The sequence below is a fragment of the Mycobacterium sp. NGS11 genome, assembly GCF_059813315.1.
In genome coordinates, this window is the sequence record NZ_JCALEJ010000049.1 from 1 (window position 1) to 8,202 (window position 8,202).

Annotated in this window: 9 protein-coding genes and 3 pseudogenes; 10 read left to right on the plus strand and 2 right to left on the minus strand. The window is 63.5% G+C overall.

The genetic code is table 11. The annotated features are described in order from the left end of the window. The 8 genes and pseudogenes from AC5Y4T_RS25780 to AC5Y4T_RS25815 form a co-directional block, all read left to right on the plus strand. Positions 1-1,105: IS256 family transposase (locus AC5Y4T_RS25780; protein WP_499956103.1), on the plus strand; the 1,105-nt coding region annotated here is incomplete at its 5' end. Positions 1,106-1,141: 36 nt separating this feature from the next. Beyond that, positions 1,142-1,543, plus strand: a pseudogene (locus AC5Y4T_RS25785) (tyrosine-type recombinase/integrase); the annotation flags it as partial. Further along, entirely contained in the window at positions 1,533-1,952 is a 420-nt protein-coding gene (locus tag AC5Y4T_RS25790; RefSeq protein ID WP_065123596.1) for a DUF6262 family protein, read from the plus strand. The pseudogene AC5Y4T_RS25785 and the gene AC5Y4T_RS25790, both read left to right, overlap by 11 nt. A gap of 98 nt (positions 1,953-2,050) precedes the next feature. Then, positions 2,051-2,302, plus strand: a pseudogene (locus tag AC5Y4T_RS25795) (IS256 family transposase); the annotation flags it as partial. A 32-nt stretch (positions 2,303-2,334) separates the two neighbouring features. Further along, positions 2,335-2,487: pseudogene (locus AC5Y4T_RS25800) on the plus strand (IS110 family transposase); the annotation flags it as partial. A 99-nt stretch (positions 2,488-2,586) separates the two neighbouring features. Next, positions 2,587-3,183, plus strand: coding sequence for a TetR/AcrR family transcriptional regulator (locus AC5Y4T_RS25805; protein WP_095763959.1), 597 nt, complete (start codon positions 2,587-2,589; stop codon positions 3,181-3,183). Between the two features lie 310 nt (positions 3,184-3,493). Beyond that, positions 3,494-3,706 carry a hypothetical protein gene (locus tag AC5Y4T_RS25810; protein ID WP_155772310.1) on the plus strand — a complete coding sequence of 71 codons (213 nt, stop codon included), beginning with the start codon at positions 3,494-3,496 and terminating at the stop codon, positions 3,704-3,706. A gap of 322 nt (positions 3,707-4,028) precedes the next feature. Continuing rightward, a complete protein-coding gene (locus tag AC5Y4T_RS25815) occupies positions 4,029-4,328 on the plus strand; it encodes a hypothetical protein (protein ID WP_065123599.1) in 300 nt (99 codons plus the stop codon). A gap of 37 nt (positions 4,329-4,365) precedes the next feature. Here AC5Y4T_RS25815 and AC5Y4T_RS25820 read toward each other — a convergent pair whose 3' ends face one another. Then, positions 4,366-5,007, minus strand: a complete 642-nt coding sequence (locus tag AC5Y4T_RS25820) for a TetR/AcrR family transcriptional regulator (protein WP_065123600.1) — start codon at positions 5,005-5,007, stop codon at positions 4,366-4,368. A gap of 640 nt (positions 5,008-5,647) precedes the next feature. On the opposite strand from AC5Y4T_RS25820, the gene AC5Y4T_RS25825 reads away from it, so the two are divergent. Continuing rightward, complete coding sequence (locus AC5Y4T_RS25825) at positions 5,648-6,952, plus strand: MCE family protein (RefSeq protein WP_072501487.1); 1,305 nt, start codon at positions 5,648-5,650, stop codon at positions 6,950-6,952. 377 nt (positions 6,953-7,329) lie between these two features. Further along, positions 7,330-7,968: a TetR/AcrR family transcriptional regulator gene (locus AC5Y4T_RS25830; RefSeq protein WP_065121590.1), complete on the plus strand. Its 639-nt coding sequence runs from the start codon at positions 7,330-7,332 to the stop codon at positions 7,966-7,968. Positions 7,969-8,020: 52 nt separating this feature from the next. Here the strand turns inward: AC5Y4T_RS25830 and AC5Y4T_RS25835 are convergent. After that, on the minus strand, positions 8,021-8,202 hold a 182-nt coding region (locus tag AC5Y4T_RS25835), incomplete at its 5' end, for a hypothetical protein (RefSeq protein WP_499956107.1).

Consider the following 8,202-nt stretch of genomic DNA (forward strand, 5'->3'; position numbering starts at 1 on the left):
CGAGCACCTGGGCTATGACCGCCACGATCCGGCCGGGTATGGAAGCGGCAACTCCCGCAACGGAACCCGCGCCAAGAAGGTGCTGCCCGATGCGTGCGGGTCTATTGAGATTAACGTCCCGCGCGATCGAGCGGGCACCTTCGAGCCGCACATCGTCCAGAAACGTCAGCGACGCCTGACCGACGTCGATGAGGTGGTGCTCTCGCTGTATGCCCGTGGGTTGACCACCGGGGAGATCAGCGCCCATTTCGCCGACATCTACGGTGCGTCGGTGTCCAAGGACACCATCAGTCGGATCACCGACCGCGTTGTGGAGGAGATGACGGCCTGGCACACCCGCCCGCTGGAACGCGTGTATGCCGCGGTGTTCATTGATGCCCTGCATGTCAAGATCCGCGACGGGCAGGTCGGCCCGCGGCCGGTCTACGCGGCCATCGGGGTGGATCTGGCCGGCCACCGTGACGTGCTGGGCATGTGGGCCGGTGAAGGTGACGGCGAATCAGCCAAATACTGGCTGGCCGTGCTCACCGAGCTGCGCAACCGTGGGGTAGCCGACATCTTCTTCCTGGTCTGCGACGGCCTCAAAGGCCTACCGGCCTCGGTGAGCGCGGTGTTCCCCGACACCGTGGTACAGACCTGCATCATCCATCTGATCCGCGGCACGTTCCGCTATGCCGGGCGCCAGCACCGCGACGCCATCGCCCGCGCCCTCAAACCGATCTACACCGCGGTTAACGCCACCGCGGCCGCCGAGGCGCTGGACGCCTTCGACGCCGAGTGGGGGCACCGATATCCGGCGGCAATTCGGTTGTGGCGCAACGCCTGGAGCGAATTCATCCCGTTCCTGGACTACGACACCGAGATAAGGAAAGTGATCTGTTCGACCAACGCCATCGAATCCTTGAATGCCCGCTACCGCCGCGCCATCCGGGTCCGCGGGCACTTTCCGACCGAGCAAGCAGCCCTCAAATGCCTATACTTGGTCACCCGGTCACTGGACCCGACCGGGACCGGCCAGAAGCGATGGACCATGCGCTGGAAACCAGCACTGAACGCCTTCGCGATCACCTTCGCCGACCGCATGCCGGGAAGCGAAACCACCTAACCGAAAATGCCGCTTACACCGTTAATCGGACGGACCCTCCACGACGACACCGTGCGTCGACATTGGGAAGCCGCCCGCAAGGTCGACATCACCGGCCGCGCAGTCACTTACGAGCCCGGCGGGCCGCTCGCCGACGCGGCCTGGGCCAAACAACGCCTCGCCCAGGCCACCCAGGCCCTGCCCAACGGCTACTGCGGGCTACCGATGCAACGGTCCTGCCCGCACGCCAATGCGTGTTTGACCTGCCCGATGTTCCTCACGACCAGCGAATTCCTGCCCCAGCACCACGCGCAGCGGCAACAGACTCTCGAGCTGATCACCGCTGCCGAAGCCCGCGGCCACGGACGCCTGGCCGAGATGAACCGCACCGTGCTCACCAATCTCGACACCATAATCGTCGCCCTCGAAACCCCGGAGACCACCGAACATGCGCTCTGACAACAGCCTTCACCTCAGCACCGCCGCCAAACAGCGCCACGAACTTACCCGCGCCAAAGCCATCGCCGCCCTGCACGAACTTGACCGCGCCGGAGCGAAGATCACTTTCGAATCCGTTGCCGACTACGCCGGCGTCTCCCGCTCCTGGCTCTACACTCAAACCGACCTCAAAGACGAGATCCGGCGACTGCGCGCCCGCAACCAGCCCCGACACGCCACCACGACACCGGCCCGGCAGCGCGCCACCGACGACTCTCTGCGCCAACGCCTCGACATTGCGCTGCGCCGCAACCGTGAACTCGCCGACGAGAACCAGCGCCTGCGCCGCCAACTCGCCCACGCCCTCGGCCAGCTCCGCGACACCCCACCCCGAACACGTCGCGATCCGATAACAATCGGCCCCTGCTAAATCCACCACCAACAACGCCCGTCGACACGTCTTGCACACCGTCTACGACACGAATCACCAGGTCTGCACACCGAACCGGCGAGCGACTCAAGATAACCATCGAAAGCACTTTCGCCACAGTACGTTTGAGAACGAAGGTCACCAAAGGACCCGGATCCCGCGCAGCCGGCCTGGCGATGGCCTACAAGCTCATCGAGGCTGCACAGACCCGCTGGCGCGCGGTCAACGCACCACACCTGGTCGCCCTCGTCCGCAACGGCGCCGTCTTCCACAAAGGGAAACTCCTCGAACGGCCCATCGACATCACACCAGCAGAACCCGACGAATCACACGAAACGGAGGTCGCCTGAAACACCCCCATCCACAGGTTTTGACAATATCTCCGGCGTCTCGCGCCTACTACGAACGCAAACGCGCTGAGGGCAAACACCACCGACAAGCCGTCCTAGCCCTGGCCCGCCGACGCCTCAACGTCCTGTGGGCCACGCTGCGCGACTACACCACCTACCAAATCCCAACCGCCGCAGCGGCTTGACAAACCCATTGAGAATCGAATGGGTCACACGAGGCTGCAGCTGACCACGTTTTAGCCGCTAGACGGTACGGTACTGGACTGTACTACGGCGACGGTTCTATCGTGGGCGCCGTGTCCCGGATTGCCGATCACCCCACGGAGGGCGCACCGTGGTCGCCGCGGGAGGCCGAGTTGCTTGCGGTGACGTTGTGCCTGCTACAGCAACATGGGTATGACCGGTTGACGGTGGACGCGGTGGCGGCCACCGCCCGCGCCAGCAAGGCGACGGTGTACCGGCGATGGCCATCGAAAGCCGAACTGGTATTGGCCGCGTTCATCGAGGGGACCCGCCAGGTCGTGGTCCCGCCCGATACCGGCACACTGCGGGGGGATTTGCTGGAACTTGGGGAGTTGGTGAGCCAACAGGCCCGCCAGCACGCTAGCACCATCCGCGCGGTGCTTGTCGAGGTGTCGCGTAACGCCGCGCTCAACGAGGCGATACGGCATCAGTTCCTCGAGCAGTGGAAAGCCTTGATCCAGCATATCCTCAAGCAGGCCGTTGACCGAGGTGATATCGCGGGCGCCGCCATCGACGACGAACTTTGGGACCTACTGCCCGGCTACCTAATGTTCCGGTCCATCATCTCTAGCCGACCCCCCGGCCGTCGCACCGTGCAAGCGCTCGTCGTTGACTTCATCATTCCCAGCCTCACCTGACCCACTGGGTAAGGGGGTTTAGCCCCTGATTGCCTTCGGCGACGCCTCGCAGGCGTGAAAATGTGGTCGGGTTGCCCACCGACGCCGTTTCACTCTGGTTTGTTTGTGGGCCTGTGGTTTAGTATGGCGCGCGCCCGACCTGGGAGGGTCACGCACTGTTGCTTCGAGCAGCCAGGTCAGAATTTCGGTTCCTCGACCGAGGCCCCAGCAACCTCCCCCATGAAATATAGATGTGATGGGAGGACAAGCGAAGTGAAATCCGAGCAGGCTGGTCAACGTCCGCGACGGGAACAACGACAAGTTGGACGCGGTGTGGCTGGTCACGTTCACCGAGAAGGGCGTGCTGCGGCCATCGTGCGTGCCGCCGGCACCGGCGCGGCGGCTGCACGATGACACCCAGCTACGGGTCGACCTGACCGGCGAACGCGCCCGCTACTGGGAGCGGCTCGAGAAGCTGCTCGAGGACGCGTTGATCCTCGAGGACGCGTTGATTAAAGTGTCGGCGGTGGCGCGTCGAAACTAGACACCGTCTCGGTTCGCCACATGCTTGAGGTGTTGATCGCTGGCGAGCGCGACGCCGGACAACTCGCTGATCTGGCCCGCCGCCGGGTGCGGGTCGAACACGGCGCCGTGGTCGAGGCCTTGACCGGCCGATTTCGATGACCACCACGCGGAGCGGAGCCGGATGCTTGCTCACCCGATTGACACCCTCAGCGCGTAGATCGAACCCTAACCACTCGTATCGACGACCAACTGAGCGTCCTGACCGACGTGGCAGCCACAGCGGCGACACCAACGCGAGCGCGGCCGGCGGCGGGCCAGGCCAGATCATCGTCGACGACACCATGGCCGCCCGACAGACGCTTCCGGCGATCGAGAGTCTCGACGAGATCGCCGGCGCCGGACGGCTCGGCGCACAGCTGATCCTGGCCGCATCGGCGCCGATATGGCCCCAATTCCCGACCGCCGCGCGCCTGGTGCAAACGGCAGTCGCTACCGGATTGGTTCGCGGTCAGCCCGCGGTTCAGTACGCGTTTCCGCACAGCGGCGGGACGCAGGTGCGTGGCGACCACCCGTCCAGGTCTCCTCCGGGGCTATCTGTCGTTGCCGATCTCGTGGTCGGCGAATTGGCCATACTCGGGTAGCCGGAGCGGCTGCTGCGGGAAGCTGGTTTGCGGAGGCCTACGTTGCGGGCTCATCGGCATGGCGGCGGTGCGCGGCAAGGAAGTCATCGACGATGCGCTCACAGTCTTGACGATCGATGGCACGCAGGCCGGTGAGTCGAGCGAACGCGAGTGGCCCCACGAGTTGACACAGGATCAGCTGCGGGTCGAATTCATCGAGGTCGGCGCGGGCTTTGGGGCTTTGCAAAAGGCGATCGAACGGCTGGCGATACTGGTCGACGATTCGTGTCCGCAGCGCGTGCCGATCGTAGGTTTCCTGGGTGCTGTTCGGTGTTGGGCCAAGCGCGACCCAGGCCAGTGTGGTGACGTGCAGCGGTGCCTCCTGGAACAGCGTGGCTTGTCGGCTCAACAGTTCGATGAGTTGGTCGCGCAACGGTCCCGTCCCCGGCGGAGGGTGGACTTGCGGCAGCAGCCGTTCAAATGTGGCAGCCAGCAGTTGAGTGGAGCTGCTGAAGTGGCGATACAGGGTCGTGCGCGCGACTTTGGAGGCTTTGGTGACCGCGTCGATGGTGACGGCTTCGATGCCGCCGGCGCTGAGGAGTGTGGTGGCCGCATCCAATAGCCGGGTCCGTGAGCGTAGCCGGCGTGGGTCGACGTCGTCATCGTCGTCGACGGGGAATTCAAGGGCGTCGCGCTCCATGTAGTCACCGTAAGCCCCGCCCGTACCTGGTCCACCGAGTCGTGCCTGCATCGGGCGATTGACCCGTCCGAAACGCAACTAACACTACTGGTAGTGGTGTAGCGCTACTAGTAGTAGTGTAGCGCTACTATTAGTCCTTTATCCATATTCGTCTTTGCGCCCGGGGGAGAATTCATGTCAGGCAACCGGTCGAACGATCCCTGGTTCACAAGCTCCCCGATGCTGCCACTACATGCCATGTCGTCTGGCTGTCGAACGAACTTTCCCAGTTGTGCGAGCGAAATCGCGCAGACGGAGAGCGGTGGTCTGCGATGAGTGTGCTGCTTGCGCCAACCAAGCCTCACGTGTGGACGCGTGCGGTTCGGGATTTCAAGCGCACCTGCCGCGCGATTACCAGTGGCGCGCACCGACCGCCGCCGGTCGAGCAAGGCCGCGTGCGTCCACGTCATTACCCGCCTCGCTCCTGCTCATACCTAGACGACGACCTGATGAACCGCGAAATGTATGACCACTTGCGCGAGGAGCCGATCAGACTAACCTCCCGGCTGGCATTTCGCCTACGCCGCTCATGAAACTGACAAGGTTTCGACGATGGTGCATCGCCATCGTCAAACCACCTGCGCGCCAAGGGCGTTACGTGCTGTTGGTTAGGACTCAGACCAACGCCCCGCGGACCCCGCCGTATAAATGGATCGCCGTGGCCGTGTTGCTCGTTTTCGCGCTGATTTTGGCCTTGGTGTACGGGCAATTCCGCGGTGCCTTCACCGAAAAGACGCAGCTGACCATGATCGCCACCCGCGCCGGGCTGCTGATGGATCCGGGTTCGAAGGTGACCTATAACGGGGTGGAGATCGGCCGGGTGGGCAAGATCGCGGAGACGGTGCGTGATGGGAAGCCGGCGGCGAAGTTCACCTTGGAGGTGTGTCCGCGGTATTTGGCGTTGATTCCGTCGAATGTGAATGCCGATATCAAGGCGACGACGGTGTTCGGTGGTAAGTATGTGGCGTTGACGACCCCGGCCAATCCGTCGCCGCAGAAGATTTCGTCGCACACGGTGATCGATGCGCGGTCGGTGACCACCGAGATCAATACCTTGTTTCAGACGATCACCTCGATCGCGGAGAAGGTTGATCCGGTCAAGCTGAATTTGACGTTGAGCGCGGCGGCGCAGTCGTTGACGGGGTTGGGGGAGAAGTTCGGTCAGTCGGTGACCAACGCCAATGCGTTGTTGGATGATGTGAATCCGCAGATGCCGCAGGCGCGCAGGGATATTGCGCGGTTGGCGGCGCTGGGGGATACCTATGCGAACGCTGCGCCGGATTTGTTCGACTTCGTGAACAACGCGGTGATCACCTCGCGCACCATCAATGCCCAGCAGAAGGATCTGGATCAGGCGTTGTTGGCGGCGGCCGGGTTCGGCAACACGGGTGCGGAGTTGTTCAACAAGGGTGGGCCGTATCTGGCGCGAGGCGCCGCCGACCTGGTGCCCGCGGCCCAGCTACTGGACACCTACAGCCCCGAACTGTTCTGCGCCCTGCGCAACTACCACGACATCGTGCCCATCACGGGTGCCTCCGAAGGAGGCTTCAACGGCTACTCGTTAAACATGGACACCGAGGTGCTCTCCGGGCTGGGACTGATCGCGAACCCGGTGTCCGCGGCGCCCGTCATCGCTTCGCTGGTGGGCGGTGTCGCCGGGGTGGTCGGTGGGGCGCCCAACCCCTACATCTACCCCGAGAACTTGCCGCGGGTGAACGCCCGCGGTGGGCCCGGGGGAGCCCCGGGGTGCTGGCAGCCGATCACCCACGACTTGTGGCCCGCACCGGAGTTGGTGATGGACTCCGGCAACAGCCTTGCACCGTACAACCACCTGGACACTGGATCGCCGTATGCGATCGAATACGTCTGGGGCCGCCAGGTAGGGGATAACACAATCAACCCATAAATGGGCATTCCCGCATAGAGTGGGCGACGAGCTTTTGTGGTGGGAGGGTTTTCGCGTGCGAGCACAGTCAGCATCCGGGACAGCTCTCGACGCAATCCTGCGCCGACGCCGATCTGGTCATCAAGCAGATCCCGGTGATGCAGCATCACGCGGCGCAGATCCCAGTCAGGCTCATCCAGGGCGCAAGCAATATCGGCCAGTGGTGATTGGCTTCGCGGGGCGCAGCCGATTCGCGAGCCGGTATTCCACTGCCGCTTTTGTTGAACACTCGCGTGGAATCGATGAGCATTCGCATGGAATGATCGAGGCGACGACCCGCACTTGGCATCATGCCGCCAAAACCGCTAATGCCGCACCGCGGCAAATGACACACTGAAATGGCGCCGCAAAAGGGTAATCGCAGACCGGGCCGCCCGCCTGCCGCGACGGCCGGCGCCGCGCGCCAGCGAATTATCCGAGCTGCTCGTTTGGTGTTTAGCGCACGCGGCTACGACGGCGCGACGCTCCAAGACATCGCCGCGCGCGCCGACCTGAGCCGGCCGGCGATCAACCACTACTTCTCGAGCAAGCGAGCGTTGTATCAGGAAGTGCTGGTTGAGACCAACGAATGCGTCATCGGAGCCGGTGTTAAACATGCGGACATCGAGAATTCGCTGGTGGCTCGCCTGATGGCGTTCATCTCCGCGGCGATGAGAGCCGGTTCGGAAACTTCCGCCGGGTCTGCGTTTTTAGTCACTAGCCTACTCGAATCGCAGCGCCATCCCGAATTGGTTGGCACCGAAAACGATCCCCTTTGGATCATTCGGAAAGTATTGACACGCTTCGTCAACGACGCGATTGAGCGCGGCGAACTCGCTGCGGATATTGATGCATCGGCAATGGTCGAACCGTTGCTCGTCGTGGGTTGCGGCGTGGGGGTGTACGCGGGCTACGTCCGGACTTACCCAGAGATGGTGGCCATGACCCGAATGCTGCGCCAACTCGTGGAAAGGGCGCTTTGCCGACCCGAGGACTAGCGGGACGGCCGTTACGGTGGTGACCCGTCGGGCTCAGCCGTGCTGAAGCCGATCATCCCCCGTCGAAGATCGCCAAAAACTCACCCGACGCCGCCACGGTGATGGACGGCACCGCCCCCACCGACGCCGTCCCGCTCATCCGCTTCCTGGTCAGCGATCCTGATTCGGTACATGCGGCCGCGCCTAGGCAGCGAGGCTGACCCTTTTGCAGCGCGAACGCCTTGCATAGGGAGG

What these genes read in the sequence shown, in the direction of transcription:
- AC5Y4T_RS25790 (WP_065123596.1), top strand. Translation starts at nt 1,533, where the DNA reads ATGCGCTCTGACAACAGCCTTCACCTCAGCACCGCCGCCAAACAGCGC.
- AC5Y4T_RS25815 (WP_065123599.1), top strand. Translation starts at nt 4,029, where the DNA reads ATGGCCGCCCGACAGACGCTTCCGGCGATCGAGAGTCTCGACGAGATC.
- AC5Y4T_RS25820 (WP_065123600.1), bottom strand. Translation starts at nt 5,007, where the DNA reads ATGGAGCGCGACGCCCTTGAATTCCCCGTCGACGACGATGACGACGTC.
- AC5Y4T_RS25830 (WP_065121590.1), top strand. Translation starts at nt 7,330, where the DNA reads ATGGCGCCGCAAAAGGGTAATCGCAGACCGGGCCGCCCGCCTGCCGCG.